Genomic DNA, 26,192 nt, shown 5'->3' on the forward strand with positions numbered 1-26,192 from the left:
CATTCTCGGGATGTAGTCGTCACCGGAGCCGCATAGCTTCGACATATGTCGAGCTACAACAATCCGCAGCAGTACCGATTCGAACCGAACGGGCAGCCGCCGCAACCGCCGCAGCAGCCCCCGCCGCAGTACCAGCATCAGCCCTACCAGCAGCCGGGCCAGCCGCAATACCAGCAGCCCCCGCCCGGCCCGCCCCCGGTGCAGCCGTACGTGGAGGGCGCTCCGCCCGTCGCGCCCGGCGGCGGGCAGCCGCCCCACTTCCCGCCTGGCGCCTATACCCCCGCCCCGCCTCCGCCGCCCCGGCCCAGGCGCCGCGGCCGGGTCGCGATCGCCTCGATCCTGTCGGTGGCCCTCCTGCTGGGCGTCGGCGCGTTCGTGTTCTTCCAGTTCGTGTGGACCACCGGCCCCGACCCGGCCGAGCGCTTCCCGTCCAGCACGAGCATGTACGCCGAGATCAACCTCGACCCGTCCTTCGACCAGACCCCCAAGCTCCTGGAGCACCTGAGCCGGTTCGAGGGCGCCGACTTCGACGACACCGACGACTTCTGGCAGCAACTGATCGACGAGTCCGGGCTCGAGGGCGTCGAGGCCGAGCGCGACCTGACCTCCTGGCTGGGCCGCCGCCACGGCGTCGCCATGTGGGAGCACGACGGCTCGCCGTACGCGGTGGTCAACCTCGCCAGCACCGACGCCGATGCCGCCCGCGAGGGCATGGAGCGCCTGGTCGAAGCCGCAGGGGCCCCCGAAGAGGAACTGGCCTACACCGTCAACGAGGATTCGGTGCTCATCGTCGGCGGCGCCGGGAACGCCCAGGCCGCGCTCGAGGCCGTGCAGACCGAGGCCGAGACCTCGCCGCTGTCCGACTCCTCCGGCTACGACGAGGCCCGCTCCTGGCTGGACGGCGACCAGCTCCTGGTCTACTGGATCGACGCCGACGCCGTCACCGAGATGGCCGCCGCCATGGGCGAGGAGGAGGACCTCGCCGGTTTCGAGGAGGCGTTCTCGGGCCACGCGATCATGGGCGTCTCGGCCTTCGACGAGGGCTTCGAACTGACCTACCGCCACTTCGGCACCGAGGACAGCATCTGGACCGGCTCCGAGGACCTGATGGACAACTTCGGGGAGCTCCCGGCCTCCGGCTTCGCCGTCAGCGCCGACATCCCCGACGACCTCTCCGAGGCCACCGAGGAGTGGATGGACGAGTTCGAGGACCTGACCTCCAACGACTACTGCGTCGAAGACGAGGACTACGGCTACGGCGAGGACTGCGGCAGCACCGGAGGCATGTTCACCGGGGCCGACGAGATCATCGACCTGCTCTCGGGCGCCCAGCTCAGCTTCGCCGCCGACGTCCCGTCCAACGGCTCCGACTTCGACCCGGAGACCATCCTGTTCAGGGCGATCCTCTCCGAGGACCGCGCCCAGGACCTCGAAGACCTGGTAGCCGAGGCCACTGAGGGCGAGATGCCCGAGGGCGTCGAGGTCGACGGCTCGGAGCTGACCTACCAGGGAGCCAACGTCGCCGACGGCACCCTCGCCGACGACTCGCGCTTCGGCTCCTTCGCCGACGCCGCCCCCGACAACACCGCGCTGGCGGTGTGGGTCGACCTGGAATGGGCCGGGGAGTACGAGTCGGAGGTGGAGCCCCTGTCGGCCTTCGCGTTCGCGCACGGCACCGTCGACGGCGACGACACCGGGGTCGCGCGCCTGTACCTGAAGTAAGCACACCTCCCGAATCGGGGATCGGTCACGCTAGGCTCGACGGCGTGACCGATCCCGTTTTCCGTGCCGGTGACTTCGAGAGGCGCCGGCCCGCCTACGAGCGCCGCGTGCCGGAACCGGATTCGCGGCGCGGTCCGTTCCAGCGCGATCGCGCCAGGGTCCTCCACTCGGCAGGTTTCAGGCGGCTGGCCTCCAAGACCCAGGTCCACACCGCCGGGACCGACGACTTCCTGCGGACCCGGCTCACCCACTCGCTGGAGGTCGCCCAGATCGCCCGGGAGATGGGCGACTCGCTCGGCTGCGACCCCGACGTGGTCGACGTCGCCGGCCTCGCCCACGACCTCGGCCACCCGCCGTTCGGCCACAACGGCGAGGACGCGCTGCACGCCGTCGCCGGCCCGTGCGGCGGCTTCGAGGGCAATGCCCAGACCCTCCGGGTCCTGGCCCGGCTCGAGGCCAAGGTGGTCGACTCCGACGGTGAATCCGTGGGCCTCAACCTCACCCGTGCCTCCCTGGACGCGACCTGCAAGTACCCGTGGGAGCCCGCGCCCGAGCGGCGCAAGTTCGGCGTCTACGCCGACGACCGGCCGGTCTTCGACTGGTTCCGCGGGGAGGCCCCCGAGGGCCGCCAGTGCCTGGAGGCCCAGGTCATGGACTGGTCCGACGACGTGGCCTACTCGGTCCACGACGTCGAGGACGGCCTGCACGGCGGCTACATCGACCTGGCCCGGCTGATGGACGACCGGGACGAGCAGGCCGGGGTCTGCGCGGACGTGACCGGCCGCTACTCCGACCAGTCGCCGGCCGCGCTCGAAGAGGCGCTGAAGGACCTCCTGCACGATCCGGTGATGCGCGACCTCCACGACTACGACGGCGCCTTCGACTCCCTGGTGGCGCTGAAGTCCTTCACCTCGACGATGGTGGGCCGCTTCGTGACCGCCGCGGTAGAGGCCACACAGGAGCGCTATGGGAAGGGCGAGCTGCGCCGCTACGACGCCTCGCTCATCGTCCCCGAGCGCGAGCGGATCCAGTGCGCCCTGCTCAAGGGCATCGCCTGGCGCTACGTGATGCAGCCGCGGACGGCCAGGCCCTCGTACGTGCGGCAGCGGGAGATCCTGGCCGAGCTGGTCGAGGTCCTCGCGAAGCGGGCCCCGAGGGACCTGGAACCGATGTTCGCCGCCGCCTGGCACCGAGCCGAGGACGACGCCGCCCGCCTCAGAGCGGTCATAGACCAGGTAGCGTCCCTGACCGACCCCTCAGCCGAGGCCTGGCACCGCCGCCTCACTGCGGCCTTATTCGCTTGCCGCGATGCGGCATCGGATCCGATACTCGTTCCGTCCTGGACAGCGTCCATTCCTGGCGGAGGTGCGGTATGGCTCGTGTAGTGATCGATCTCGACGGCGATCTCCTCGCCGGGGCCGGTGAAGCACTCGGATCCTCTTCCCAGCAGGAGGTCATCGACTGGGCCCTAAGGCAGGCGCTCGCCGCCTGTGAACGTAGGAAGGGCGCCCTGCGACGGCTCCGCGCGATGGCGGCCGACGGCGCGATCGACTCGGAGTTCCTCTCGGACAAGAGGAATTATCGCCGGTGAGCCCGGCCCGGTATGGATACTCCGGTCTGTCCTGGGGACTTGGTCCGCCGGAGGCCCTGGCGGCTTATTCCTCGCTCGGCGGTTCGCCGAAGGCTGCCTTCCGGGCTTGTCTTGCCCGCCGATGTGCCGCTGCGGCTTGATCGAATTCCCCGGCCAGTCATCGTTCTAGCAGCCGTTGGGCCGCTTCCAGCCGCTGTTCGGAAGTACGCGCCTTGCGGAAGACGAGGTCGAAGATTTGGCGGCCGGCCGTTATACCTCGGCGTTCGAACTTCGTCACCGGGCGGTGGTCGGGCCTGGGGGCGTAGCCTTCGGCCGTGTTCTCCAGGTGCTCGTCGGCGGTGAGGACTTCCAGCATCTGCTCGGCGTAGTCGGCGATGTCGGTGGCGCAGTGGATCACTCCGCCCGGCCGCAAGAGGTCGCGCATGGTCGCGGTGTGCGCCGGTTGGATGATGCGGCGCTTGTGGTGGCGCTTCTTCGGCCACGGGTCGGGGAAGTAGACCCGGATCTCGTCCAGCGACCCGGGGGCGAGGCCGTGCCACAGCAGCGGCAGGGCGTCGCCGGAGTAGACGCGGAGGTTGTCCAGGCCGCGTTGCTCGGCGCGGTCCATCAGGTCCGCCACGCCCTGCGGGTAGACCTCGACGGCCAGCAGGTCCCGGTCGCGGTCGGTGTCGGCCATGGCGGCGGCGGCCTCGCCGTTGCCCGAGCCGATCTCGAGGATCACCGGCGCGGTCCGCCCGAACAGCTCCGCGGGGTCGATCCGGCCGTCCTCGGGCCTCCACTCCACGCCGTAGCGCGGCCACAGGCGCTCCATGGCCTCGTCGTGGCGCGGCTTGTTGCGCCCCTGGCGGAAGTTGAAGGTCAGGATGTGGCGGTGTTCGGTCTGCTCAGGCATAACCGCTCGAGTTTAGCCGGGGACTCGTACGAGCGGCCCCGGATTCCGGCCGGGTGGTCGCCGTGGCGGGTCTCCGGGCGCGGGGGCGGCTCGTCCTCCTCGCCCGAGAGCGTGCCGTTCTCGAACAGGAAGGACTCGCGGCGCTCCTCGGTCTCGGGCTCGTAGTCGCCCTCGGCGCCGGGCTGCTCGGGCACGTAGGTCGGCGGCCCCTGCTCGGGGTGCTCGGGCTCGGAGGTGAGCATGGCGCGGGCCGGGTGGGCGGCCTTGCTGCGCAGGAGCCGCTTGGCGCGGGTGCGCAGGAAGTAGACGTAGGCGCCCAGCAGGACCGCCGCGAGACCGGCGCCGATCCAGAACCCGGGTCCGGCGACGATGACGCCGATCAGCTCCACGAGAGTGAGGGCGATCAGCACGTAAAGGATTCGGCGGTGGCGCCGCCGCCACCATTCTGCGCGCATCTCTCGAAGCCTGGCCGTCTCACGCATCTCGGGGTCCTCGTCGGTCACCGACTGGTCGGATTCCAACCGTACCGACCCGCCGCGGCGACCGCCGCGCCGCTCCCATCCGGCGGGCCCGGTCGGCTCAGGCGTGCCAGGCGACTCTTCTTCACCCGTATGGGTGAAACCGGGGACGGGGTGGGGGGCCGGGCGGCCCGGGTCGTGCGCCTCGCGCGCGAGCACGCGCGCGTTGGAGGCGGCCCGGTCGGCGATCATGCGCTCGTCGGGGTCGTAGCGCCGGACCAGGGCGGGGGTCAGGGCCAGCAGGCTGGTGGCGGCCAGCAGCGCCAGCAGGACCGAAGCGGGCATTGCTCACCTCCTGCGTGTTGTCCGCGGGTTCGGGTGCGTTACCCAACGGTACGCAATATCCTGACAGATTTCCGACAGTTGACTGGAACCCCGCTGAGCAAGGCCCATACCGTCACTCATGGTCGCAATCGAATCACAATTATCGCAAGTGTCGGATATTTGCCCCAATAAACGTAGTTTGCCGTCTTTACGTAGATGGTGATTTCGCCTAATCTCGATGCACAACCGAAGCGGCGGCCGATCGTTAATTCAAAGGGAGACACGAAGAAGCTCCTCGACGGCGGCCTCGCCACGCCACGAGCGCAACACCCGGGTCCCCGCATAGTATGAGCTGGGCGCCACATGGAAGGAGCACCGGCGAACATGCCCGACACCGTTCCCGCCGGAGATCCGCGCGGCGTCGGCCCGGTCACCCCCGACGCCCCCGAGAACCTCTCCGATCCCGAACTCATCGCCGCCACCCGCGGCGGCGACACCACCGCCTACGCGGTCCTCTACGAGCGGCACGTCCACGCCGCCCGCCGCCTCGCGCGCGTCCTCGCCCAGGACACCGCCGCAGCCGACGACCTGGTCTCGGAGACCTTCGCCAAGCTCCTCCACGCCTTCCGCGAGGGACAGGGTCCCGACCTGGCCTTCCGCCCCTACATGCTCCGGACGCTCCGCAACACCTTCTACGACCGGGTGCGGCGCGACAAGCGCATCGAGTACACCGACGACCTCACCAAGCACGACTCCGGCGAGATCTTCGTCGACCCGGCCGTCGAGGGCGCCGAGCGCCGCTACGCCGCGCTGGCCTTCGGCAAGCTCCCCGAGCGCTGGCAGATGGTGCTGTGGCACACCGAGGTCGAGCAGGACCCCCCGGCCAAGGTCGCCTCCATGCTCGGCATGACCGCCAACGGGGTCTCGGCCCTGGCCTACCGCGCCCGCGAGAAGCTGCGCCAGAACTACCTGACCGAGCACGCCGCCGACTCCCCGCCGGAGGAGTGCCGCTGGACGGTCGACCGGCTCGGCGCGCGGGTCCGCGGCAAACTCGGTGTGCGCGACGCCGAGAAGGTCGACGACCACCTCGACGGCTGCGTCTCGTGCAACCTGCTGTTCGCCGAGCTCACCGAGTTGAACTCGGGCCTGCGCGGTGTGGTCGGACCGATCGTCCTCGGCGCCGCCTCGGCCCCCTATCTGGCCGCCGGGGTCGCCTCGGCCGCGGGAATCGCCGTCGGCGGCGTCCTCGGAGCGATCGCCGCGCCCTTCACGGCCGTCGCGAACTGGATCCGCCGCATCTTCCAGCAGCTGGGCACCAAGGGCAGCATCGCCACCGGGACCGCCGCCGCCGTGGTCGCCGCCGCGGCGGTCTTCGCGCTCACCTCCGGTGAGCCGGAACAAGAGCCCGAGGCCGCCGCCGAACCGCCGTCCTCGTCGGCCGAGCCGGAGGACGAACCCGCCGAAGAGCAGGACGACCCCGCCGATCCCGACGACCCGCTGCCGGACCCCGACGACCCGCCGGCCGAGCCCGAACCCGGTGACTCCGAGTCCCCGGCGCCCGAGGAACCCGCCGACGAACCCGAAGACGAGCCCGCCGAGCCGGCCTCGTACGGCATCGAACACGACCTGGGCTCCAGCGGCCTGACCGCCGGCGGGGAGTCGGTCCTGCCGATCCGCCTGAACGAGACGAACTCGGGCGGCGGGTACGCGCCCACCACGCAGCAGGTCGAGACCTTCCCCGAATCGGCCGAGGCCCGGCCGATCGCCCACGGCCAGGCCGCCTCGACCCGGATCACCCTCGATATCGAACTGCCCGAGGGCGTCGAGCTGGCCGCCGAGGAGGCCGCGCCCGGTTGGACCTGCGAGAAAGGCGACGGCACGATCGAGTGCGCCATCGGCGAAATGCCCGACCCGGCCGTGGCCGAGGTCCGCATCCGCATCGCCGACCACGTCAGCGGCTACCAGACCTTCACCGTCACCGTGGACGGGCCCGAGGTCAGCGGCACCAGCGAGCTGCGCATCCCCGTGGCCCCGTCGGGCTCGGAGGTCGGCTACGCCAGCCTCGACGCCACCGGCGTCACCGCCTCGGGGAACACCTGGATGACCTGCGCGATCCCGGCCTGCCGCGAGGCCACCGCGATCGGCGTCGGCGACCGTTACCCGATGAAGCCGTACAAGTCTCCCCACGGCCACCCGCAGCCGCCCGCCGGGCAGGAGGGCGAGGCGGTCAGCGGCGCCCACCTCGACATCCCCGGCGGGGCCGAGATCGTGTGGGCGGGAGTGTACTGGGCCGGAGTCGACGACGACCTGCCGACCGAGGTCTCCCTGGCCGGGCCGGGCGGGTCCTGGACCGATCTGGGCGCGGACGAGGTGACCGGCACCAGCCCGGGGGCGCAAGCGTTCGCGGACGTCACCGACCTGGTCGCCGGCGGAGGCGAGTACTGGGTCGCGGTCGACAACCACGCCCTGCCGACCTCGGACTGCCACCACTGGCCGGCGCACGGCGGCGACGACTGCCTCGACCGCCACTGGGCGGGCTGGTCGCTCACGGTCGTCTACGACGAGCCGGGCGCCGAGAAGCGGGACATCGCCGTCTACGACGGGGCCCCGGCCTCCGACACCGAGATCGAGGTGCGCGGCGGCGGCGAGGTGACGGCCGCCTACACCCTGTGGGGCGGTTCGGGTTACGACGGCGGCGACCGCCTCAGCATCGGCGGGCGCGGCATGGGCGAGCCCGCGACCTGCACCGCGCACGGCGCGGTGAACAACCCGCGCTGGTACACCTTCGGCGTCGACGTCGGGGTGGAGACGGCCTCGGTCGGGGAGGAGTCGACGGTCGCCTTCTACCACGGCAGCGACGAGTTCGTGATCGGCGTTGTCGCCATCGCCGCACCGAGCGGCTGAGGGCCCCGACCGGTTAGGCTGAGGTCTGATGCGGACTTCCACGACTTCTCCCCAGGAGCCCCCGACGCGCCGCGGCGCGTCGGGTCCGATCGTCCGAGCCTGGCGCCTGTTCCTGCGCCACAGCGGCGAGCTGTTCCGCTTCGTCGGCGTGGGAGGGGTCGCCTACCTCATCGACCTCGGTCTGTTCAACCTCTGCTATCTGGTGCTGGGCTGGCCGGACTGGACCTCCAAGATCCTGGCCTCGGTCGTGGCCACCACGTTCGCGTTCTTCGGGAACCGGCACTGGACCTGGCGCGACCGCATCGGCGTCGGCGCGGCCGCCCACCGCCAGTACGTGCTGTACTTCTTCTTCAACGGCATCGGCCTGCTGATCGCGCTGGGGTGCCTGTGGGCCAACAACGGCCTGGCCCAGGTCTGGCCGCAGTACTTCGACAACCCGCTCGCGGTGAACCTGTCGGCGAACGTCGTCGGCGTCGGCATCGCCTCGGCCTTCCGCTTCTACGCCTACCGCACCTGGGTCTTCCGCCGCGTCGAGCGCGCCTGAATCCGTTCCGGCCCGGATCCTCCGTAAATGAACTTTCTATAACGATCTGGTTGCTCCGCGTTTGACTGCCGTTGCGCGGTTTGGGAATCGGAGGCGAACCCTCGAACTCCTGTATGTCTGTAAGGGATGCTGGAAGTAGAACCCTCCCAGCTCATGGGCGAGCGCTCCCGGGGCGGTCACTGAAGGTGCGCAAACGACCCCGAATCGGGTAGCTTTTTTCATATCAGAAAGTGTGCTTATTATTGCGTCCTTCCCTCTACGGACACCAATCTCCATGGAGATCCCTTGACTGAGAATCAATCCGGGGAGCGCTCTCTGACAAGCCCCTGCGGCAACGTCACGGTGCACGTCGACCCCGGTTCGCCACCGAAGGTGGAACTCACGGCGGGCGCCGAGCGCATGTTTCCCCGGGACCTGGCCGAACTGATCACTGACACCGCCCGCAAAGCCTCCGACCTCGCCGGGGTCGCCGCGACCGCGCCGGAATCCGGACCCTCGCTGGACGAGGCGATCGACATGCTCGCCGGCCTGCGCGAGGAGCTGGACGGCGACGGATTCGCCGCCGCGATCGACCGGCGGCGCGCGGAGTTCGAGTCGCCCGCCGAACGGGCCGAGCGCGACCAGGCGCGGTTCGAGGGCACCCCGAAACTCCGCCTGCCCGACTTCGCTCTGGATTCGCTGGACTCGACGATCGGGCTGCTGCGGCGTTTCAAGGACGCTCCCCCTGGAACCGGGCGGGACGCAGGCGAGGACGGTCTGCCGACGGGCAAGGCGACCAGTCCGAGCAAGCTGGTCGTGGTCGAGGCGACCATGGAATACCCGATCGCCTCGGTCTGGCTCAGCAAGCGCGCCTGCGAAATCGGTCCGAAGGCGCTGACCTCCGAGATCAACGAGACCACCGCCGCCGCGCTGGCGGAGCTCGGACAAGAGCAGGACGCCTACTTCGCCGAGCTCGACCTGCCGCTCGGTCCGGCGGACGTGGCCGGGGCCTCACAGGAGGTCGGCGATCGCGGCGACCGGGCCGTCGGCGACGTGCGCAAGCTCGCCGAGCAGCAGGAGCACATCACCCGACTCTTCCACCAGGGAGGCTATTTTGCCTAGCATCGAAGGCGACAAGGTCCGGGCGCTGAGCAAAGGCGTACACGACGAGGTGCTTCCGATCCTCCAGGAAGCCAGCCTGACCCTCCCCAAGCTCCGCGAGATCGACCAGTCGCTCTACACCTCGGTGGCACCTTCCCTCGCGATCGCCTACACGATGGGCACCGGTTACATGAACGCCATGGTCCAAGGCGCCTCGGAGTGCTTCACCGAGCTGAGCGAGGCACTGGTCGCGACCGTCGAGGAGTGGGAACAGACCGACGCGGACATCGCGGGGAACGTGGACGCCCGCGACAAGGAACAGGGCTGAGGGCGGTCGCGCATGGCGTACAAGGCACCCGACCCCGAGCAGTTCGCGGAGATGGAGCAGGCGTACTCGATCATGGCGCCGACCGCCGCAATGCTGATCACCATGCCCACCTTCGTCTTCCCCGGTGAGACGACTGCGCTCTCCCGGATCATCTTCATGAACCAGTGCAATCCGGGTTCGATCATGAAGGCCGGCGTGCACTGGCTGGTGCTGGCCGAGAAGTACCTGGAGGCGGCGGACAAGCTCAAGGAGAAGCGCGACGAGTTCAACGACGAGGACTGGGAGGGCGACGACCGCGACGCCTTCGACGACAAGTCGGAGAAGGTCCACTCCCAGTTGACGATCATCGCCGCCTTCGCGATGCATGTGGGCATCACGCTGTTCACCATCGGGACGATGCTCGCGGTCATGGTCCCGCTGATGCTCGCGGTCGCCACCTCCCTGCAGGCGTTCGCGGTCCTGTACCTGATCAACCGGGCGATACCGTTCCCTCCCGCCCAGGTCGTCGCGAACAACATCATGGTCGCCGCTCAGCAGGTGGCCGGCCGGAGCAAGGACGCGCTGACCGCCCTGGACACCGCGATCGAGAAGGTCGGCCACGCGCTGGCGGCCTTCATCAACGGCAACATGGCCTACACGTGGGTCGCGCTGGCCGCCAAGGGCAACGTCGTCAACCCGGGCGACACCATCGGTGCCTCGATGTTCAGCCTCATGCAGGGGCTGGCGCAGATGACGCTCCGCAACCTCATGGCGCCCGGCCGGGCGGGCAACCCCGGTCTGCTGGACAAGATCTCCCCGAAGGCGAACAACTGGATGGCCGGGAAGGAGGGCTGGTTCGCCGGGTTCTCGGGGGCGCAGGGCGCCTACAACCTCGGCAACAGCGCCGACGGCATCGCGAACCCCGACAAGGAGGACAACGCGATGGCCGAGTCCGGCGTCGACGTGATGGGCCTGGACTTCGTTCCGAACAACCACGGCTTCGAGGACAGCGCCATGGAGAGCGAGAAGCCGCCGGACATCTTCATGGGCGAGGACCAGAAGCAGGACTACGAGTAGGAGGGACCGGCCGGACCGAGCATCACCGGTCCGGCGACCGAAGACTCCGCGGGTGGTCCCCGATCGAAAATTGAATACTCGGTATTCATCCGTTCATTCTCAGTTAGGCAACCCCATGGCTGAAATAGAGATAGACCCCACGGCACTCGAGGAGTATCGGACCGTCGTCCGCGAGCAGCTCGACTACCTCGAGACGATCATCCCCAGACTCGAGAAGGGCAAGGCCCTCGGCCGCATGCCCGCGTTCGGGCGGCTCGATTCCGCCGAGGCCGCCCGCACCAACTACCAGACCTTCCACGAGACCACCTGGAACAACCTCCAGGATCTCCGCCAATCGCTCGACGGCATGATCACCGGCCTCAACGGCTCCGCCGAGCTGGCAGAGGAGAACGACGAGAACTCCGCCTCCGAGATCGGCGCCTACGACGACGGACTCAACGGCGACTGAGATGACGGCGACGACGATGCGGAGCATCCGGGCCGCGAGTGCGATCCTGGCGATCCTCGGGGCCACCGCCTGCGGCTCCGAGTCCGAGCCGCCCGACGACACCGCCCCCAGCGGGTCCCTGGCGGTCATGTCCGACTGGATCGGCTGCGAAGTCTTCGACGAGCTCGCCCCCGTCCAGGAGTACACGGGCGCGGTCGGCACCGACGGAGAGCTCCTCAGCGACGGACTCGGCGAGGGCATCGACGCCGAGGCCGCCACCTGCTCGGGGCTGCTCGACCTGGCCACCTTCGAGGACACCCAGGGCACCTTCGACTACAGCGCCACCGGCGACGCCGCCGTCCGGGTCGGCCTGGCCCCCTGGTCGACCGACGCCGAGGCCGAGGCCAACTTCACCGACCGGGTCCAGACCCGCCGGGAGAACGCCCCGGGCGTCGCCTACACCGACGAGCGCGAGACCGAGCTCTCCGGCGACTGGGACCAGAGCCTGGTGATCGCCGGCGAGACCGAGCACCGCAACTACATCGACGCCTTCGGCCGGGTCGGCTCGTGGGTCGTCTACGCGTCCATCGACTATCTGCACGACCCCGGCGTGGGCGCCTACGAGTCGGCCCCCGAGTTCTACCCGGACTCCACCGCCGAGCGGATGGCCGTCTACCCCTTCACCCCTGACCAGTTCGAGGACTGGGTCGCGGTCGAGTACCTGCCCGCGCTCCAGGCCGACATCCTCCAGCGAGCCGAGAGCGAGTAGCGGCGATGGCCGAAGAAGAAGAGACCACGGATTTCGAACGCGACGAGTACGGGGACATGGACGAGGGTCAGTCCCAGTCCCAGTACCAGCAGGCGGCCAACGACCTGATGGTCCAGCCCCACTGCGACACCGGCGACTGCACCGCCGCTCAGGAGGAGCCCGCCGAGGCGGCGTGGGTGAAACTCATGTCGGCCGTCCCGCAGGCGACCCAGATCAACAACCTGCGCGCCGCCCGCGAGGGCACGATGCTGCTGCCCGAGGGCAAGACCATGCAGGACCTGGTCGCCTCGATCCGCCCGCAGCCCGAGGCCGACTACGCGCTCGACACCATCCGCGACGAGTGGAGCGACTTCTACGAGGACTTCCGCACTATCGGACCCAAGCTCGAACAGGGCCTGTCGGACCTGTCGGGCTATTGGAAGGGCGAGGACTTCGACGCCTTCGAGGAGCAGGTCGAGATCGTCCTGAAGAACTGCCGGACCATCATCGACGACATCGCCGGAGAGGAGGGCGATGGCGGCGTGGTCAAGCTGCTCGACGACAAGCAGGCCGAGATCTTCGAGCAGCAGGGCGGCACCGCCTGCGTCTACCCGGCCCCGAAGTTCTACATGGAGGGCACCAGCTGCGGCTCGCACCGCATCCACATCCGCCCCCCGTACTACAAGAACTGCGTGATCGAAGCGAACGACGAGATCAAGCACGCGGTCGAGCTGGCCGGGTTCGACCCGACCGTGGTCGACGACATCCAGGACGACCGCGAGCAGGTCTACCAGAACTGGCTGGAGTACGTCAACAACAACCCCGACTACGAAGTGGACGGTCTCTCCGGCGAGTCCCTGGCCAGGGCCAAGGCCGACGAGTACGCCGACCAGGCCCTCGTCGACATGGGCGCCAAAGGCTCCGAGCACGTCGAAGAGCAGGCCGCGATCGTCAACGAGGAGGTGACCGACCGCCACAGCAACGTCGAAGCCCAGGTCACCGAGATCGAGCCCGACGCCAAGCCCGCCGAACCCTCCCAGTTCGGCGGCGACCCCGGCGACGGGCCGCCCCCGCCCGACCTCGACGGCGGCCCCGACGTCGGCGACATCCCCGAGGTCGGCGGCGGCGACGGACCGCCGGACCTGGACGGCATGGCCGGGCCGGACCCGAACAACCTGAACTCGCTCAACTCGGACGGCAGCGGGGGCTCTGGAGGAGAGGGCCTCGGCGGCTACGAAGGGAGCGGCTTCAACGGCGGCGGTTCCCCGCCCGGCGGCTACGGCGGCAACGGCGGCCTGAACGGCCTCGACGACGAGAACCCGTTCGGCTCCGACATCGACGACCCCGACAACCTCGGCGGCGACCCGCCCGGCGGCTACGAGGGCGGCGACCTGGGATCCACCGGCGGCACGCCTACCGGTGGCTACAGCGGCGGCACACCTCCCGGCGGTTACAGCGGCGGTACGCCTCCGGAAGGCTACGACGGGAACGGCCTGGACGGCTACGACTCGTTCCAACCCGACGACGAGGTCGGCGGCGGTCTGGCCAGCGGCGGCCCCGGCGGCCTCCCCGGCGGCGGCGCCCCGCCGACCGGCGGCAGCAGCCCCAACCTGTCCGGCGGCGGGCCGGGCGTGATCGGCGGCGGCACTCCGTCGGGCCTGCGCCCCGGCACCTCGTCGAGCCCGCGGAACCTGTCGCCCCGCTCCGGAGGCCCTTCCGGCCTGCGTCCGGGCTCCTCGACCGGTCCGCGCGTCCTCAGCGCCCGCCCCACCACCGACGCCACGGGAACGCGACCGGGTTCCTCGGGCAGCGGCTCCGGCCTGAGACCGGGTTCGTCCGGGACCGGCTCGGGCCTGCGGCCGGGCTCGTCCGCGGCGGGCGGCCCGCCCGGCAGCGGCGCCGGACGCGGGCTCGGGGGCACCGGTACCGGTGCCGGAACCGGCGCGGGCGGCCGCGGCGGCGGCGTCCACGGCGCTCCCGGGATGCTCCCGGGCTCTGGCGGCTCCGGCAAGGGCGACGACAGCGAGCACGAACGCCAGTTCTGGCTGGTGGAAGACGAGGACGTGTGGGGCGGCGGACCCGAATTCGAGGAGGACGACCCCTATGCCTAGGCGGTGACCGTGCAGCCGTCTCGCGTCCCGATCTTCTCCTCAGACGGCTCGGGCCCGCGGCGAAGATCACCGCGGGCCCGAACTGCGTTCGCGTCGGATCAGGTGCCGTCGCCCTGGGAGGCGCGGCGGTTGCGGTCGTCCTCGGCGAGCTGGTAGATGACGGCCTTCACGTCGTCCACCTTGGGCACGTCGATGAGCTCGATCTCGCCGTCGTCGGAGGCGGAGTCGATCTTCATGTCGCCGTAGCCGAGAATCCGCTCGATGATCGACTGGGTGTAGGAGACGGTGTTGACCCGGGCAAGGGGGATATGGCGGCTCTCGCGGGTGACCAGTCCTTCGCGCCACATCACGCGCTGGTCGGTGATCACGTAGTGGGTCGACTGCCAGTTGATCCACGGGATCACCGACAGCCACACCAGCAGTCCGATGAAGACGACGACCTCGGCCACGATGAGCCAGATCTTCGGATCCCAGTCCAGCTGGGCGGTGTAGTAGATGGCGATGGCCGCGATGAGCAGGAAGACGACGAACCACAGAACGGGCCCGACGGCCTCCTTCCAGTGCGGCCTGGTGTGGAGCTTGACCTCTTCGCCTCGGGCAAGCTGGTCATCGGGATAACCCATGGCGGTGACCTCCAGGATCAAACAACGGGCGAGGGCGGAATTCGAGTATTAAGCACAGTCACAGTACATCACCTCGACCGAGCGTACGGTCGCCGGATTTGCTCAACCGAACGCAATTCACCTCTTAGGACACCCAGCCGTTCCGGGCCGCGTACCAGCCGAGCTGGATGCGGGTGTCCACCTCGGCCAGATCCATCAGGTCCCGCACCCGACGCTGCACCGTGCGCAGCCCGATACCCAGCTTGGAGGCGATCGACTGGTCGGTCAGGCCCGCGATGAGCAGGCTCAGCAGGAGCGCGTCGTCCTCGCCGATCGGCGAGGCGCCCGAGCCGCGCAGCGGTGCCGGGACCGCGTCGGCCCACAGCTGCTCGAACAGCGCCGCGGCCAGCGCCACGACCGACCGGTTCGCGGTGGCGATCGCCCGCGGCCGGTGCGCGCCGGGTTCCTCCACGAAGATCGTGTGCTCGTCGACGATCAGGAGCTTGAGCGGCAGCCGCCCCGAGAAGCGGATCTCGTCGCCCCGGTCGATCGACCGCTTGAGGTGGTCGGCCTCCGGGTCGGCCTCGAAGAGTTCCCGGTCGTACAGCAGCCGGTAGCGCACTCCGCGGTCGGCGAGCCGCCGGTGCTGCTCACCGTCGGGCGGGGGCAGGACGATCGGCGGCTTGACGAAGGTGCGGATGCTCTCGACGGCCGTCTCCCGCAACCGGGACAGCCGCTCCTTGACGGCCCGCGCGCCGGTCACCTGCTCCCAGCGGCCCCGGTCGTCCCCGCCCGACTCCGCGGCGCGGTGGAGCTCGATGAGGTCGCGCATCGCCTCGTAGCCGGCCCGGGCCGTGCCCAGCAGCCGCTCGTGGCGGGGGTCGAGCGCCGCTTCCTCGGCCCCGTCTCGCTTGCCCTCGGTCAACCTCCGCTCCCTCAGTCGCGCCTTCGGAGATGGACGATGTCCCCGGCCGCGACGCTCAGTCTGCCCTCGGATCCCGCGCCGTCGGGCTCGATGACCAGGCGCCCGTCGCCGAGGACGTCGACCGCGGTGCCTCTGGTCGTCTCCCCGTCCGGGAAGGAGACCTCGACGCGGCGCCCGAGCGTGGCCGAGTACTCGCGCCAGCGCTGGACGACGTGGTCCGGGCCGGAGTCGTTCCAGGTGCGGTAGACGGCCGCGAAGTGGGCCAGGAAGTGGGCGGCCAGCTCGGCCCGGTCGACCGTCGCGGCCCCGGCCAGCAGCAGCGAGGTCGCCTCCGGGACCGGCAGTTCGGATTCGGTCAGCGAGACGTTGAGCCCCAGACCCAGCACGACCGCGCCGTTCTCGGCCGTGGCGAGGATGCCGCAGACCTTCCGGCCGTCGATCAGGACGTCGTTGGGCCACTTGAGCTTCGCGCTCACCCCGGCGACCGCCCTGAGGGTCTCCTCCAGGGCGACCGCGGCGGCCAGGTTCAGCGTGCCCCACTGGCCGCGGTCGGCCGTGGGCCGCAGCAGCATCGACATCATCAGCCCGGCCCCGGCCGGGCACTGCCACTGCCGGTCCATGCGCCCGCGGCCGGCGGTCTGCTGCTCGGCGACCAGCACGCGCCCCTCGGCGGCCCCGTGGCGAGCGGCCCCGGCCAGGTCCGCATTCGTCGAACCTGTGACCTCCACCACGTCCAATTCGGTCCAGAAGTCGGACTTCTCCGACAGCAGCGCCCAGAGCTGGTGCCGGTCCAGTGGCGATCTCGTCGGTGTGCTCACGCACCAAGCGTAGATGCAAACGGGGCGGATACGATCCGAAGCGTGACCGACATCGACATCCACACGACGGCCGGGAAGCTCGCCGATCTGGCCGAGCGCCTCGACGAGGCGGCCACGGGCAACACCCGCGCTATCGAGAAGCAGCATGAGAAGGGCAAGCGCACCGCTCGCGAGCGCCTCGAGGCGCTGCTCGACGAGGGGTCGTTCGTCGAGGTGGACGCCCTCGCGCGCCACCGCTCCACCAACTTCGGCATGGAGGCCAACCGGCCCTATGGCGACGGCGTCGTCACCGGCTACGGCACCATCGAAGGCCGCGAGGTCTGCGTGTTCGCCCAGGATTTCACCGTCCTCGGCGGCTCGCTCGGGCAGGTCTCGGGCGAGAAGATCACCAAGATCCAGGACCTGGCCCTGCGCACCGGCCGCCCCCTGATCGGCATCTCCGACTCCGGCGGCGCCCGCATCCAGGAGGGCGTGGCCTCCCTGGGCGGCTACGGCGACATCTTCTTCCGCAACGTGCGCGCCTCCGGCGTCATCCCCCAGATCTCGCTGATCATGGGCCCGTGCGCCGGCGGGGCGGTCTACTCCCCGGCGATCACCGACTTCACCGTCATGGTCGACCAGACCAGCCACATGTTCATCACCGGCCCCGACGTGGTCCGGGCCGTCACCGGCGAGGACGTGGGCATGGAGGAGCTCGGCGGGGGCCGCACCCACAACGCGGTGGCCGGCAATGCGCACTACCTGGCCTCCGACGAGACCGACGCGCTTGAGTACGTCAAGCACCTGCTGTCGTACCTGCCGTCGAACAACCTCGACGAGCCGCCGGTCTACGAGTCCAAGGACGTCGAACTCGACCTCAACGGCACCGACTACGCGCTGGACGGCCTCATCCCAGACTCGGCCAACCAGCCCTACGACATGCACAAGGTCATCGAGACCGTCCTCGACGAGGGCGAGTTCCTCGAGACCCAGGAGCTGTTCGCCAAGAACATCATCACCGGCTTCGGCCGCCTGGACGGCCGCCCGGTCGGCATCGTCGCCAACCAGCCGATGCACTTCGCCGGAACCCTCGACATCGACGCCTCGGAGAAGGCCGCGCGGTTCATCCGCTTCTGCGACGCCTTCAACATCCCGGTGATCACCTTCGTCGACGTCCCCGGTTTCCTGCCGGGCACCAGCCAGGAGCACGACGGCATCATCCGCCGCGGCGCCAAGCTCATCTACGCCTACGCCGAGGCCACCGTCCCCAAGCTGACGGTCATCACCCGCAAGAACTACGGCGGCGCGTACTGCGTCATGGGCTCCAAGCACGTCGGCGCCGACCTCAACCTGGCCTGGCCGACCGCCGAGATCGCCGTCATGGGCTCGCAGGGCGCGGTCAACATCCTCTACCGGCGCGAGCTCGCCAAGGCCGACGACGAGCAGGCCAAGCGGGCCGAGCTGATGGCCGAGTACGAGGAGAAGCTGAACAACCCCTACACCGCCGCCGAGCTGGGCTACATCGACGCGGTCATCCAGCCGCACCAGACCCGGGCCCAGCTGGTGAGGGGTCTGCGCATGACCGGTTCCAAGCGCGACGAGCTGCCGGCGAAGAAGCACGGCAACATCCCGCTGTAGCACCGCGGGGGTCGGCCCCGACTCAGAACCCGCCCGCGGGGCCAATCTATGGCTCGCGAGCTTCGCCAAGACTGCCGACCGAACCACTCCCATCCGTCGGGCCCCATCCGGGTACCGTCTTATACAGCCGGGGGAAGCGGGACATTTCGTCCTGCCCGAGATTGGGAGTGGGCCATGACACAGTCTGTAGGAATGCTGCCTGGGCACTTGACCAGGCGGTACGCCATGTTGATCGACGTCGGCTACCTCTACGCGGCGGCGGCTGAGCTGCTGCTCGACGCGACCTCTCGGAAGGATTATCGCGTCGACGCCGAAAAGCTGATCGCCACGTTGATGGAGCGGGCCGCGCACCGCATCTCGGACGGCGAACTGCTGCGGTTGTACTGGTTCGACGCCGCCCGCGACCGGGTGCCGACCGTCGACCAGCGCGTCATCGCCGACATGGAATACGTCAAGGTCCGCCTCGGGAACCTCAACTCGCGCGGCCAGCAGAAGGGCGTCGACGCCCAGATCCGGTCCGACCTGGAGCTGCTGGCCCGCCACCGCGCCATCCATGAGGCGATCCTCCTGGCCGGAGACGAGGACATGGTCCCGGCCGTGGAGATCGCCCAGACCTACGGCGTGCGCATCCACCTCTGGGGCGTCGAGCCGCCCTACGGCACCAACCAGGCCGAGCGCCTGGTCTGGGAGGCCGACACCGTCGAGACCATCGAGTCCGAGGAGCTCAAACCGCATTTCGCCAAGAACGGGACCGCCGCCCAGGCGACCCGTTCGATGGTCGGCGCGCCGATGGCCGAGCCCGAGCCGACCGTGCCGAGTCCAGCGGCGGTGTTCGGCCGCCGCGAGTCGGTCGCGGTCACCATGAACGCCGCCGAGGCGCTCGCCCAGGCCGAGTCGGCGCGGCCGAAGTTCGTCCGGACCACGCAGACCGGCGAGAAGCTCGACCCCGAGACGGTGAAATCGGTGGGGGAGTACGTCGGGCACAAGTGGCTGCTAACCCGGGGCGCCGACAATATAGCCGACCTCCTGCCCGGCCCGCAGCTGCCGACGGTCATAGACAAGGAGCTTCTGGTGGAAGCCGAGAAGGAACTCGGCTACTCTCTACGCGACCACCCCGAAGCCCGGATCTGGGTCCGCGACGGCTTCTGGGAGAGGGTCCACCGCGAATTCGACTTCGAGGAGTGAGAAGCCGATGAGCACAGCGCTCAAGGTCCTCCGGGGCAACCCCACGGACGAGGAGCTGGCGGCCATCGTGGGCGTCATCGCCGCGCTGCCGCGCGAAGAGGCCCCGGAGGAGACAGGCCCGAGCCGGAGCCGCGCCGCCTGGAGCAATCCGGGCCTGCGGCTGCGGGTGCGCCGCTCCTGGCGCGAGGCGGCCGTCCCGGCCCGCAGGGGCATGGACCGGTGACTCGGCCCTTCGTTCTGGCCTCGGCCTCTCCGGCGCGACGCAAGCTGCTGTCCGAGGCCGGCATCGACCCCGAGGTGATCGTCTCCGGCGTCGACGAGTCGCGGGTGATGGCCCACGACGCGGCCCAACTGGCCGGCGCCCTGGCCGAGATGAAGGCCGGAGCCGTGCTCGACATGGTCGGCCCCACCTCGCTGGTGCTCGGCTGCGACTCGGTGCTGGACTTCGGCGGCGAGATCCTCGGCAAGCCCGGGAGCGCCGAGGAGGCGACCGCCAGGTGGAAGCGCATGCGGGGCCGCTCCGGCGTCCTCTACACCGGGCACTGCCTGATCGACGTGAGCGCCGACCGGAAGGTGCTGCGCACCTCGGGCACGAAGGTCCACTTCGCCGAGGTCTCGGACGCCGAGATCGCCGCCTACGTCGCGACCGGCGAGCCGCTGCACGTGGCCGGATCGTTCACGCTCGACGGCTACGGCTCGGCCTTCATCGACCGGATCGAGGGCGATCCGGGCACCGTGATCGGGCTGTCGATGCCGCTGCTGCGGACCATGCTCGGCGAACTCGAGACCGCCCTGACCGACCTGTGGCGGTGAGTCCCGGCCGTTCTTCGCGGATCCGGCGAGCTCCCTGAGGCCGGTCCGTAGACTCGACCCGTGGCGCGGACCGGGGCGGGTCGGAGTGAGTCGGTGAAGACCGAGAGCGTGGTGACCGTCGTGGTGGCCGCGCTGATGAACTTCGGCATCGCGGTGGCCAAACTCGTTGCCGGCGTCCTCAGCGGCTCGGCGGCGATGGTCTCCGAGGCCGCCCACTCGGCGGCCGACACCGTCAACGAGGGGATGCTCTACGCCGCGCTGCGCTCCAGCGCCAGGCCCGCCGACGCGGCCCACCCCTTCGGGTACGGGAACGCCGCCTACCTGTGGGCGGCGCTGGCCGCGGCGCTCACCTTCGTCGCCGGCGGACTGTTCTCGATCACCCACGGCCTCCACTCGATCGACTCCGGCGGCGAGGCCGACTACCTGGTCTCCTACATCGTGCTCGCGGTCGCCTTCGTGATGGAGGGGATCTCGTTCGGGCGCACGGTCAAGCAGGTGCGCTCGGAGTCGCGGCGGTGGCGGACCCGGCCGGTGACCCTCCTGCGGCGGACCCCCGACACGAGCCTGAAGGCGGTGTTCCTGGAGGACGCGGCGGCGCTGATCGGCCTGCTGGTGGCCGCGCTCGGCCTGGCGCTCACCGAGGTCACCGGCGATCCGGTCTTCGACGGCGCGGCCTCGGTCGTGATCGGCGTGCTGCTGGTGGCCGTGGCCGTCATCCTCGGTCAGGCCAATGTGTCGCTGCTGGTGGGGAAGGCCGTGCCCGAGCGGCTGCGCGATCTGATCCGGGCCGAGATGGAACTGGCCGAGGACATCGACGCGGTCGGCGACCTGCTGACCCTCCACCTGGGGCCCACCTCGGTGCTGGTGGCGGCCCGCGTCGACTTCCGCGACGGGGCCACCGGGGCGGCCGTCGAGCGGACCGGGCGGGAGGTCGAGGACCGGCTGCGGGAGCGGTTCCCGTCGATCCAGTACGTCTTCCTCACCCCGTACGGCCCGCCCGACGGCGACTGAAGGCGCTAATCGCGCCACTTGATGCCGCATCCGGTGGACGGGTGGTGGGGCTCGGGCACCGGCTCGCCCTTGCGGACCTGCTCGATGGCCGCGGCCAGGTACTCGCCGGTGACCGGCACGCCGTTGCCGGGGGTCGAGCCGTCGAAGGCGCCGCGGTAGGCCAGCTTGCGGTCGGGCCCGTAGAGGAAGAAGTCCGGGGTGCAGGCGGCGTTGTAGGCGCGACCGACCTCTTGGGACTCGTCGACCAGGTACGGGAAGCTCCATCCGGTGCGAGCGACCTGCTCGGCCAGCCCGGAGGGGGCGTCGTCGGGGTAGTTCTCGGCGTCGTTGGTGCAGATGGCGACCACGTCGAGGTCGGCTTGAGAGGCCGTGAACTCGGCGAACGCCTGCTCGATGTGCTTGACGTAGGGGCAGTGGTTGCAGATGAACGCGACCAGCAGCGCCGGCGCGTCGAAATCGGACAGCGAACGCTCGATCCCGTCGAGGTCGGAGAGGGTGAAATCGGGAGCGGGTGTTCCGAGCGGAACCATATTCGAACCGATGGCCATGACTGTCGCACTCCTCAGTAGGTCGATGGTCGCTTCAATCCTAGGGAGCCGATCCGCCGGGGGCAACGACGATGAACTGACGTGCCGCCCAACCCTTCGGGATGGGCGGCGGGACCCCGGGCCAGGTAAACGGGGCCCCGCCGCGGGCCGCCCGTCTACCCCACGTCGCCGGGCGGCCCCCTGGTGATGGAGGCTATGTCTTTCGTCGAGCAGACTCTGCGTCGCCGTTCCACCACTTGAGTGCGCAGAAATAACGTACAACGGCATAATCGACTTGCGAAGTCAAAAACCTGACAGGTGCAGACATTGCTATTCGGGCATGTGATTTCGTTGTTGGCCCCGCCCGACCGGCGGCCGTAGGGTTTGGGCCATGGAACGAGCCGACGGCCACGAGATCTCCACCGACCCCGACCGTCTCGACCGCGCCTGGGTCCACAAGGTGCTCTCGACCGACACCTACTGGGCCACCGGCCGGTCCAGGGAACGCAACGACCAGGCCCTCGACGACTCGCGGTGCTACGGCGTCTACGACGCCGACCGCCAGATCGGCTTCGCCAGGGTCGTCACCGACGGGGTCACCTTCGCCTGGATCTGCGACGTCTACGTCGACCGGGAGACCCGCGGCGGCGGGCTCGGCAAGCGCCTGGTCGCGCACATAGTCGACGACCTCGACAGGATGGGGCTCCGCCGAGCCGCGCTCGCGACCGGCGACGCCCAGGAGCTCTACCGGCGCTACGGCTTCGCGGAATTGGACGGAGGCGAAACGGTGTGGATGTCCAAGCAGTGGGCGGGGCGCACATAGCGGTGGATTCGAAGACGTCGGGGCCCGCCGCGCGATAGGCTGGTGCGTTCCCGAATTCGAGCGAGGAGCGCCGTGTCCGATACGCCAGGTCCCGTCGACGTCGAACACCCGGAGGACGTCGACACGTCTCACGCCGTACCCGCCCCCGACCCCGCCAACACCCCCGAACAGGAAGTGAACCTCGAGCAGGACTACGTCGACCGCGTCTACGACCGCGTCGACGTGCTGCGATCCGAGGCCGAGCACCACCGCGACGAGGGCTACGCGCACCGCAGTGCCACCGTCCCCGGCGCCCAGTACGAGCGCGACGTGTTCGTCTACCGCGCCGCCCGCCGCATCGCCGACCTCGACTCCCAGCACGAAGGGCTGGTCTTCGGCCGCCTCGACTTCGACGACGGCAGGGTCCGCCACGTCGGCCGCCTCGGCGTCCGCGACGAGGAGTACCGGCCGCTCCTGGTCGACTGGCGGGCCCCCGCCGCCGCGCCGTTCTACCGCGCCACCGCCGTCGACCGCCAGGAGGTGGCCCGCCGACGCGTCATCCGCTCCTTCGGGCGCAGCGTCGAGGAGGTCATCGACGACCTGCTGAACGAGGACGCCGCCGACCGCCTGCCCGTGATCGGCGACGGGGCGCTCATGGCCGCGCTCGGCCGCAAGCGCACCGGTCGGATGCGCGACATCGTCGCGACCATCCAGGCCGAACAGGACGCCGCGATCCGGGCGCCCGGCCGCGGCGCCACGCTCATCACCGGTGGGCCCGGCACCGGCAAGACCGTCGTCGCCCTGCACCGCGCCGCCTACCTGCTCTACCAGGACCGCGCCAAGTACGAGGCCGCCGGGATCCTGGTCGTGGGGCCCTCGGCGGTGTTCATGCGCTACATCAGCCGCGTGCTGCCCAGCCTCGGCGAGGAGACCGCGGCCCTGTACTCCCTCGGCGAGCTCTACACCGACGTCGAGGCGACCCGCCAGGACCCGCCGCGCGTCGCGGCGGCCAAGGGCGGCACGGTGATGCTCCCGATCCTGCGGCGCCTGGTGCGCCAGACCCCGCCCGGCACGCCCGACGAGCTGCGCATCGTCTACCGCGGCGAGCTGTTCGTGCTCGACGCGGCCGAGCTGGCCGCGGCGCGGGCGAGGGCCTTCGAGAAGGAGCCGCGCCCGAACCTGGCCAAGACCGAGGCCGGCCGGGCCCTGCTGGTCGCCCTGTGGCGCAAGGTCAAGGCCATCCTGCCCGAATCCGAGCCGGCCGAGTTCTCGCGCGACGTCGGCTCCCGCGGGGAGTTCCTGACGTTCCTCGACCACTGGTGGCCCGACCTGGACCCGGCCGACGTGCTCGGCTGGGGAGGCGACCCCCGCCGCCTGGCCTCGGCCGCCGAGAGCCACCTGCGGCACGGCGTCATCGAGGAGGTGGCCGCGAGCCTGCGGGAACCGGATTTCTCGATCCAGGACGTGGCGCTGCTCGACGAGCTCCGCATGCTCCTGGGCGTGAAACCCGAGCCGCGCGGGGGCGAGCGCATCCGCTCCTGGGGAGGGGTCCAAGAGGTCTCGACCACGCAGGACCGCTACTACGACCGCGGCGAGCGGCAGCCCCGCGACGCGTTCTACGAGGACTACGCGCACGTGATCGTCGACGAGGCCCAGGACCTGTCCCCGATGCAGTGGCGCATGCTGGGCCGCCGCGGCCGGGCCGCGGGCTGGACGATCGTCGGCGACGAGGCCCAGTCGAGCTGGCCGCGCCCGAAGGAGTCGGCCGACGCCCGCAGGCGGGCCGTCCCGCGAGGGCGGATCGAGGAGTTCCACCTGACCAAGAACTACCGGAACTCCAAGGAGGTCTACGACTACGCCGCCGCGTGGGCCACGCCGAAGCTGAAGGACATCGACCTGCCCGAGGCGGTCCGCGAGACCGGCGTCGAGGTCGAGGAGCGGACGGTCGCGGCCGACGCGCTGCTGCCGGAGGTGGCGGGCGCGGTGGTCGAGGCCCTGGGCGCGGTGGACGGCACGGTCGGCATCATCGCGCCGTACTCGCGGCACGGCGAACTGGCGGGCGTGCTCCACGACGACCGGGTGACCCTGGTCGGCCCGCTCGAATCGAAGGGCCTGGAGTGGGACGCGGTGATAGCCGCCGACTTCGACACGATCGCCGACCAGCTCGGTCCGGGGGTGGCCTACGTGGTCCTAACCCGAGCCACGCAGCGCCTGATCCGTATCGACCTCGCCTGAACGGGAGCGCCGCCACCGGCCGATCCAGGAAGCGACCGTAGTCCCAGCGATCAGTGCCGCCGCTGGAAGCCACCGGAGATCGGGTTTGTCGGTGTCCTCGATCGGGCGCCACTGCGGATCGCTCGGCAGGGGCTGGAAGAACCGGGTCCAACCGGAGGCGGTGAACATGGCGACGCGGTCGCCCGGCTCGACGGCCTCACTCGAAAGGATCGAGTCCGGGCCGTCGAGCCACCAGTAGTCGTCCGTGCGCTGGTATCCGGACAGGTCGCAGCTCACCACGAGTCCGAAATCCAACGCGGGCCGGGAGCATTCGCGCACTTCGAGGACTTCGACGGTCTCCGAACTCTGGGTTCCGAGCGGTGCGCCGTAGGCGGTCTGCACCGCGGTGGCCGCGTAGGTCAGAGCAAGGACCGCCGCGAAACTGAGCACTCCGAGAAGCCGTTCCTTGCGGCTCGGTTTCGTGGCGGACTCGGAATGCGACCGGCCGGGTTCGGTCCGGGTGACCAGGAGCAGGCCGACCCAGACGACGCCGCCGACGACAGCGACGCACAGGAGCAGCGAGAGGATGTCGAGCAAGGAGGCCATGGGGGTCTCGGGTTCCGATAGGGGAGAGGGGGAAGCCGCTACCAGACTACGGGAGTCGCTCGAATTCGGCTTCCTGGCGTTTCTTGGCGGCCCTGGCGAGGCGGGCGCGGACGAACCACCAGGAGAACAGGGCCGTGAAGATGATGCCGGGGCCCATGTGGACCGCGAGCGCGCCGATGTAGGTCGGTCCGCCCCAGTCGTCCTGGAAGGTGCTCGGATCCGAAGGATCCCGGAGGAAGGGATCGACCGCCGCGCGGAAGATGAGGTATCCGCCGACCATGATCACCAGGGCCTGGAGTATTCGTTTCACTGCTGCTCCGTGGGAGAGGGACAAGGGCCGACCGAAGTCGACCGCCGGCGTATATCTGATCGGCGGCGCGCGCGGTTCTCGGCGGAACGGCCGATGGGACCGAAAGCCGTCGACTATGGTGAGCCAGGGATGGCCGCAGCTCCTGTCGAGCCTCAAGACCCTCCTGGAGACCGGCGAGACGCTGCCCGAGGAGCCCTGATCAGTCCAGCCGGAGGTTCTCGATCCTCTCGGCCTGGACGACGTTCTTGACGTCGCCGTGGAACTCGTTGTGGAACTTCGAGACCGTGATCCGCGTGCCCGCCGCTTCGCCGAGCCGCTCGCGGAATTCGTCGTCGGTCGCGCAGGCCCGGTAGATCGCTTCTGCGAATTCCTCGACTCCGATCCGCCCCTGCTCGGCCTGTTCGAGCTCCGGCTTCCCGGCGAAGCGCCGCCGCACCAGTTCGGCGGCCTTCTTCACGGCCGCCCCGCCGCTCTTCACTGCGGCCTCGGTCGCCTTGCCCGCCGCCGCGGCGGCGATGGAGATCAAGATCGGTTCCATGGGCACCTTCAATTCTCGTTCGGGGTTCATCACCGATCG

General features: G+C 69.9%; 27 protein-coding genes. 18 read left to right on the forward strand and 9 right to left on the reverse strand.

The window, feature by feature from the left end; translation table 11 throughout:
• Positions 1 to 45 precede the first annotated feature (45 nt).
• From JFB92_RS15385 to JFB92_RS15395, 3 genes are read left to right on the forward strand one after another with little or no spacing between them, the layout of a single operon-like run.
• On the forward strand, positions 46 to 1,722 hold the full coding sequence (locus JFB92_RS15385; protein ID WP_199040586.1) for a hypothetical protein: 1,677 nt from the start codon (positions 46 to 48) through the stop codon (positions 1,720 to 1,722).
• Between the two features lie 44 nt (positions 1,723 to 1,766).
• Entirely contained in the window at positions 1,767 to 3,107 is a 1,341-nt protein-coding gene (locus tag JFB92_RS15390; protein WP_199040589.1) for a deoxyguanosinetriphosphate triphosphohydrolase, read from the forward strand.
• Entirely contained in the window at positions 3,107 to 3,313 is a 207-nt protein-coding gene (locus JFB92_RS15395) for a DUF2191 domain-containing protein (protein WP_199040592.1), read from the forward strand. The genes JFB92_RS15390 and JFB92_RS15395 overlap by 1 nt, the downstream gene beginning before the upstream one ends.
• Positions 3,314 to 3,470: 157 nt before the next feature.
• On the opposite strand, the gene trmB is transcribed toward JFB92_RS15395, so the two are convergent.
• Entirely contained in the window at positions 3,471 to 4,205 is a 735-nt protein-coding gene (gene trmB / locus JFB92_RS15400; RefSeq protein WP_199040595.1) for a tRNA (guanosine(46)-N7)-methyltransferase TrmB, read from the reverse strand.
• The gene (sepX, locus tag JFB92_RS15405; protein WP_199040597.1) at positions 4,172 to 5,008 is read right to left on the reverse strand and encodes a divisome protein SepX/GlpR; all 837 of its coding nucleotides are present in this window, start codon (positions 5,006 to 5,008) and stop codon (positions 4,172 to 4,174) included. Before sepX ends, trmB begins: the two co-directional genes overlap by 34 nt.
• 363 nt (positions 5,009 to 5,371) lie before the next feature.
• Here sepX and JFB92_RS15410 point away from each other — a divergent pair, with 363 nt between their 5' ends.
• From JFB92_RS15410 to JFB92_RS15445, 8 genes are all read left to right on the forward strand, one after another.
• Complete coding sequence (locus JFB92_RS15410) at positions 5,372 to 7,891, forward strand: sigma-70 family RNA polymerase sigma factor (protein WP_199040600.1); 2,520 nt, start codon at positions 5,372 to 5,374, stop codon at positions 7,889 to 7,891.
• Between the two features lie 28 nt (positions 7,892 to 7,919).
• On the forward strand, positions 7,920 to 8,435 hold the full coding sequence (locus tag JFB92_RS15415) for a GtrA family protein (protein ID WP_199040603.1): 516 nt from the start codon (positions 7,920 to 7,922) through the stop codon (positions 8,433 to 8,435).
• A gap of 285 nt (positions 8,436 to 8,720) precedes the next feature.
• Positions 8,721 to 9,536: a hypothetical protein gene (locus JFB92_RS15420; RefSeq protein ID WP_199040606.1), complete on the forward strand. Its 816-nt coding sequence runs from the start codon at positions 8,721 to 8,723 to the stop codon at positions 9,534 to 9,536.
• Positions 9,529 to 9,843: a hypothetical protein gene (locus JFB92_RS15425; RefSeq protein WP_199040609.1), complete on the forward strand. Its 315-nt coding sequence runs from the start codon at positions 9,529 to 9,531 to the stop codon at positions 9,841 to 9,843. Before JFB92_RS15420 ends, JFB92_RS15425 begins: the two co-directional genes overlap by 8 nt.
• Positions 9,844 to 9,855: 12 nt before the next feature.
• The gene (locus JFB92_RS15430) at positions 9,856 to 10,899 is read left to right on the forward strand and encodes a hypothetical protein (RefSeq protein WP_199040612.1); all 1,044 of its coding nucleotides are present in this window, start codon (positions 9,856 to 9,858) and stop codon (positions 10,897 to 10,899) included.
• 115 nt (positions 10,900 to 11,014) lie between these two features.
• Positions 11,015 to 11,347, forward strand: coding sequence for a hypothetical protein (locus tag JFB92_RS15435; protein ID WP_199040615.1), 333 nt, complete (start codon positions 11,015 to 11,017; stop codon positions 11,345 to 11,347).
• Position 11,348: 1 nt separating this feature from the next.
• A complete protein-coding gene (locus tag JFB92_RS15440) occupies positions 11,349 to 12,095 on the forward strand; it encodes a hypothetical protein (RefSeq protein WP_199040618.1) in 747 nt (248 codons plus the stop codon).
• Positions 12,096 to 12,100: 5 nt separating this feature from the next.
• Positions 12,101 to 14,185 carry a hypothetical protein gene (locus tag JFB92_RS15445; RefSeq protein ID WP_199040621.1) on the forward strand — a complete coding sequence of 695 codons (2,085 nt, stop codon included), beginning with the start codon at positions 12,101 to 12,103 and terminating at the stop codon, positions 14,183 to 14,185.
• Between the two features lie 98 nt (positions 14,186 to 14,283).
• On the opposite strand, the gene JFB92_RS15450 is transcribed toward JFB92_RS15445, so the two are convergent.
• The 3 genes from JFB92_RS15450 to JFB92_RS15460 form a co-directional block, all read right to left on the reverse strand.
• Positions 14,284 to 14,808: a PH domain-containing protein gene (locus JFB92_RS15450; protein ID WP_199040624.1), complete on the reverse strand. Its 525-nt coding sequence runs from the start codon at positions 14,806 to 14,808 to the stop codon at positions 14,284 to 14,286.
• Between the two features lie 124 nt (positions 14,809 to 14,932).
• On the reverse strand, positions 14,933 to 15,712 hold the full coding sequence (locus JFB92_RS15455) for a hypothetical protein (RefSeq protein ID WP_199040627.1): 780 nt from the start codon (positions 15,710 to 15,712) through the stop codon (positions 14,933 to 14,935).
• An 11-nt stretch (positions 15,713 to 15,723) separates the two neighbouring features.
• Positions 15,724 to 16,530 (reverse strand): biotin--[acetyl-CoA-carboxylase] ligase, encoded by an 807-nt coding sequence (locus JFB92_RS15460; protein ID WP_199040630.1) that lies wholly within the window; start codon positions 16,528 to 16,530, stop codon positions 15,724 to 15,726.
• A gap of 42 nt (positions 16,531 to 16,572) precedes the next feature.
• Here JFB92_RS15460 and JFB92_RS15465 point away from each other — a divergent pair, with 42 nt between their 5' ends.
• The 5 genes from JFB92_RS15465 (at position 16,573) to JFB92_RS15485 (ending at position 21,156) form a co-directional block, all read left to right on the forward strand.
• On the forward strand, positions 16,573 to 18,147 hold the full coding sequence (locus tag JFB92_RS15465; protein WP_199040633.1) for an acyl-CoA carboxylase subunit beta: 1,575 nt from the start codon (positions 16,573 to 16,575) through the stop codon (positions 18,145 to 18,147).
• Between the two features lie 174 nt (positions 18,148 to 18,321).
• On the forward strand, positions 18,322 to 19,332 hold the full coding sequence (locus tag JFB92_RS15470) for an NYN domain-containing protein (protein ID WP_199040636.1): 1,011 nt from the start codon (positions 18,322 to 18,324) through the stop codon (positions 19,330 to 19,332).
• A gap of 7 nt (positions 19,333 to 19,339) precedes the next feature.
• Positions 19,340 to 19,555 carry an acyl-CoA carboxylase subunit epsilon gene (locus JFB92_RS15475; protein WP_199040641.1) on the forward strand — a complete coding sequence of 72 codons (216 nt, stop codon included), beginning with the start codon at positions 19,340 to 19,342 and terminating at the stop codon, positions 19,553 to 19,555.
• Positions 19,552 to 20,145, forward strand: coding sequence for a Maf family protein (locus JFB92_RS15480; protein WP_199040644.1), 594 nt, complete (start codon positions 19,552 to 19,554; stop codon positions 20,143 to 20,145). The genes JFB92_RS15475 and JFB92_RS15480 overlap by 4 nt, the downstream gene beginning before the upstream one ends.
• A gap of 93 nt (positions 20,146 to 20,238) precedes the next feature.
• Positions 20,239 to 21,156, forward strand: a complete 918-nt coding sequence (locus JFB92_RS15485; RefSeq protein ID WP_307789174.1) for a cation diffusion facilitator family transporter — start codon at positions 20,239 to 20,241, stop codon at positions 21,154 to 21,156.
• 5 nt (positions 21,157 to 21,161) lie between these two features.
• Here the strand turns inward: JFB92_RS15485 and JFB92_RS15490 are convergent, their stop codons facing one another.
• The gene (locus JFB92_RS15490; protein WP_199040647.1) at positions 21,162 to 21,704 is read right to left on the reverse strand and encodes a thioredoxin family protein; all 543 of its coding nucleotides are present in this window, start codon (positions 21,702 to 21,704) and stop codon (positions 21,162 to 21,164) included.
• 370 nt (positions 21,705 to 22,074) lie between these two features.
• On the opposite strand from JFB92_RS15490, the gene JFB92_RS15495 reads away from it, so the two are divergent.
• Together JFB92_RS15495 and JFB92_RS15500 are read left to right on the forward strand one after the other, a co-directional pair.
• Positions 22,075 to 22,506 (forward strand): GNAT family N-acetyltransferase, encoded by a 432-nt coding sequence (locus JFB92_RS15495; protein WP_199040648.1) that lies wholly within the window; start codon positions 22,075 to 22,077, stop codon positions 22,504 to 22,506.
• 72 nt (positions 22,507 to 22,578) lie between these two features.
• Entirely contained in the window at positions 22,579 to 24,720 is a 2,142-nt protein-coding gene (locus JFB92_RS15500; RefSeq protein ID WP_199040651.1) for a HelD family protein, read from the forward strand.
• Here the strand turns inward: JFB92_RS15500 and JFB92_RS15505 are convergent.
• From JFB92_RS15505 to JFB92_RS15515, 3 genes are all read right to left on the reverse strand, one after another.
• Positions 24,676 to 25,305, reverse strand: a complete 630-nt coding sequence (locus JFB92_RS15505; RefSeq protein ID WP_199040654.1) for a hypothetical protein — start codon at positions 25,303 to 25,305, stop codon at positions 24,676 to 24,678. The two genes, JFB92_RS15500 and JFB92_RS15505, sit on opposite strands and share 45 nt — an antisense overlap.
• A gap of 46 nt (positions 25,306 to 25,351) precedes the next feature.
• Positions 25,352 to 25,615, reverse strand: a complete 264-nt coding sequence (locus tag JFB92_RS15510; protein WP_199040657.1) for a hypothetical protein — start codon at positions 25,613 to 25,615, stop codon at positions 25,352 to 25,354.
• A gap of 199 nt (positions 25,616 to 25,814) precedes the next feature.
• Entirely contained in the window at positions 25,815 to 26,153 is a 339-nt protein-coding gene (locus JFB92_RS15515; RefSeq protein ID WP_199040660.1) for a hypothetical protein, read from the reverse strand.
• Positions 26,154 to 26,192: the final 39 nt, after the last annotated feature.

This window comes from Glycomyces salinus, assembly GCF_016428645.1.
Classification (GTDB): Bacteria; Actinomycetota; Actinomycetes; order Mycobacteriales; family Micromonosporaceae; genus Glycomyces; species Glycomyces salinus.

Excerpts from the sequence above, each read along its gene's own strand:
- JFB92_RS15385 (WP_199040586.1), top strand. The coding sequence starts at position 46 with ATGTCGAGCTACAACAATCCGCAGCAGTACCGATTCGAACCGAACGGG.
- trmB (WP_199040595.1), bottom strand. The coding sequence starts at position 4,205 with ATGCCTGAGCAGACCGAACACCGCCACATCCTGACCTTCAACTTCCGC.
- sepX (WP_199040597.1), bottom strand. The coding sequence starts at position 5,008 with ATGCCCGCTTCGGTCCTGCTGGCGCTGCTGGCCGCCACCAGCCTGCTG.
- JFB92_RS15410 (WP_199040600.1), top strand. The coding sequence starts at position 5,372 with ATGCCCGACACCGTTCCCGCCGGAGATCCGCGCGGCGTCGGCCCGGTC.
- JFB92_RS15415 (WP_199040603.1), top strand. The coding sequence starts at position 7,920 with ATGCGGACTTCCACGACTTCTCCCCAGGAGCCCCCGACGCGCCGCGGC.
- JFB92_RS15430 (WP_199040612.1), top strand. The coding sequence starts at position 9,856 with ATGGCGTACAAGGCACCCGACCCCGAGCAGTTCGCGGAGATGGAGCAG.
- JFB92_RS15435 (WP_199040615.1), top strand. The coding sequence starts at position 11,015 with ATGGCTGAAATAGAGATAGACCCCACGGCACTCGAGGAGTATCGGACC.
- JFB92_RS15440 (WP_199040618.1), top strand. The coding sequence starts at position 11,349 with ATGACGGCGACGACGATGCGGAGCATCCGGGCCGCGAGTGCGATCCTG.
- JFB92_RS15445 (WP_199040621.1), top strand. The coding sequence starts at position 12,101 with ATGGCCGAAGAAGAAGAGACCACGGATTTCGAACGCGACGAGTACGGG.
- JFB92_RS15450 (WP_199040624.1), bottom strand. The coding sequence starts at position 14,808 with ATGGGTTATCCCGATGACCAGCTTGCCCGAGGCGAAGAGGTCAAGCTC.
- JFB92_RS15470 (WP_199040636.1), top strand. The coding sequence starts at position 18,322 with ATGACACAGTCTGTAGGAATGCTGCCTGGGCACTTGACCAGGCGGTAC.
- JFB92_RS15475 (WP_199040641.1), top strand. The coding sequence starts at position 19,340 with ATGAGCACAGCGCTCAAGGTCCTCCGGGGCAACCCCACGGACGAGGAG.
- JFB92_RS15490 (WP_199040647.1), bottom strand. The coding sequence starts at position 21,704 with ATGGCCATCGGTTCGAATATGGTTCCGCTCGGAACACCCGCTCCCGAT.
- JFB92_RS15495 (WP_199040648.1), top strand. The coding sequence starts at position 22,075 with ATGGAACGAGCCGACGGCCACGAGATCTCCACCGACCCCGACCGTCTC.
- JFB92_RS15505 (WP_199040654.1), bottom strand. The coding sequence starts at position 25,305 with ATGGCCTCCTTGCTCGACATCCTCTCGCTGCTCCTGTGCGTCGCTGTC.
- JFB92_RS15515 (WP_199040660.1), bottom strand. The coding sequence starts at position 26,153 with ATGGAACCGATCTTGATCTCCATCGCCGCCGCGGCGGCGGGCAAGGCG.